The organism is Burkholderia sp. E168m15 (assembly GCF_016586105.1).
Taxonomy (GTDB): Bacteria; Pseudomonadota; Gammaproteobacteria; order Burkholderiales; family Burkholderiaceae; genus Burkholderia; species Burkholderia orbicola.
The window spans coordinates 1-1,863 of record NZ_BCPO01000232.1; the positions used below are offsets into that span (position 1 = coordinate 1).

General features: G+C 63.2%; 1 protein-coding gene. It reads left to right on the top strand.

The features are described 5' to 3' along the window. Positions 1–408: 408 nt before the first annotated feature. On the top strand, positions 409–1,776 hold the full coding sequence (ltrA, locus tag JMF86_RS34815; protein WP_011548086.1) for a group II intron reverse transcriptase/maturase: 1,368 nt from the start codon (positions 409–411) through the stop codon (positions 1,774–1,776). Positions 1,777–1,863 lie beyond the last annotated feature (87 nt).

Sequence of the window (1,863 nt, forward strand, 5' to 3'; positions counted from 1 at the left end):
TTGTCGTTGTGCGCCCAGCATGGGCGCACTCCTGCGGGTGCAAGTCCCGCCATAAGCTGGTCACAGCGAATGAAGTGAAGCGCAACTGCATGAGGGCGACCGAATGTGGAGAGGAAGCGTGGAGCGTAAATCGTGAGCCGATGGACAAGAACTGCATAGAAGGCGCTGCCGTGCAGGGCGAGCGGGCAACGCACCGCGAAGCTCTCGTGACCAAGGCGAAGCAGCGTAAATGCGGCGGTTGTGCGATGAAGGAGTGCGCTCTTACCTGGGGAGATCTCGCCTTATGCCTGAAAGGGCGACGGCGTCGAGCCGGAGCGAGAAGTCAGCAGAGGTCGTAGTAGTCACAGGACAGGTCGATGAGGCTGAAGCTGGTGACGAAGGGCCGAACGGGAAGGAGTGTCCAGCGTCATGTCGATGCGACAGGCAATGCGTCAGATGCCCGTGCGAGCGGGGCGAGCGGGAAGCATACGCGGTGAAGCTGCGTCTATGCCCGTGAGCGACGAAGGCTGTTGCCCGCGCCATGAATCCGGGGACACAGGGTCACCGCTGCTGATGGCGGCGCTGACGAGGGAGAACCTGAAGCAGGCGTTCAAACGGGTACGGGCCAACAAGGGAGCCGCTGGCGTGGACGGTCTGGATATTGACCAGACGTCGCGCCATCTGGTGACGGCGTGGCCCGCGATCCGTGAACAGTTGCTGAAGAGGACGTACCGGCCCAGTCCGGTACGGCGGGTGACGATTCCGAAACCGGACGGAGGCGAGCGCGAGCTTGGCATCCCGACGGTGACGGACCGGCTGATCCAGCAGGCGCTGCTGCAGGTGCTGCAACCGGTTCTGGACCCTGGCTTCAGCGAGCACAGCTACGGCTTCCGGCCTGGACGGCGTGCGCACGATGCGGTGCTTGCCGCGCAGTCGTACGTGCAGTCGGGTCGGCGAATCGTGGTGGATGTTGATCTGGAGAAGTTCTTCGACCGGGTCAACCACGACATCCTGATCGACCGACTGCAGAAACGTATTGGGGACGCCAGCGTGATCTGGCTGATCCGGGCGTATCTGAACAGCGGCATCATGGATGGCGGCGTGGTTCAGCAGCGCGAACAGGGCACGCCACAGGGCGGGCCGCTATCGCCGTTGCTGGCCAACGTGTTGCTCGATGAGGTGGACAAGGAACTGGAGCGGCGAGGCCACTGCTTCGCGCGCTATGCCGACGATGCGAATGTCTATGTTCGTAGCCGCCGTGCTGGCGAGCGGGTGATGGCGCTGCTGCGTCGTCTGTATGGGCAACTGCGGTTGAAGGTCAACGAGACCAAAAGCGCAGTCGCCAGTGTGTTCGGTCGCAAGTTTCTGGGCTACAGCCTATGGGTAGCGTCCGGCGGTGTCATCAAGCGCAAGGTGGCGGCCAGATCGCTGCTGGCGTTCAAACGCCGCATTCGTGAACTGACCGGCCGTAGCGGCGGGCGCAGCATGAAGGACGTGGTGGAACGGTTACGGCCTTATGTATTGGGCTGGAAGGCGTACTTCCGGATGGCGCAGACGCCACGAGTCTGGCTGGATCTGGACAAGTGGATGCGTCACCGGCTGCGTGTCATCCAGCTCAAACACTGGCGCCGCGGTCCGACCATCTACCGGGAACTGCGTGCGCTGGGCGCACCGTCCGCTGTGGCGCAACAGGTGGCGGCGAACAGCTGTCGCTGGTGGCGTAATAGCGGCAAGCTCCTGAATAGCGTATTGACCCTCGCGTACTTCGACCGGCTGGGTGTGCCCCGACTCTCATAACCTCAACTTCCCGAACCGCCCGGTGCGGACCCGCATGCCGGGTGGTGTGGCAGGGGTACGGCCTCATGGTCGTCCCCTATGCCGATT

Bases quoted from the DNA above. Each gene is read 5' to 3' on its own strand.
- ltrA (WP_011548086.1), top strand. From the start codon at position 409: ATGTCGATGCGACAGGCAATGCGTCAGATGCCCGTGCGAGCGGGGCGA.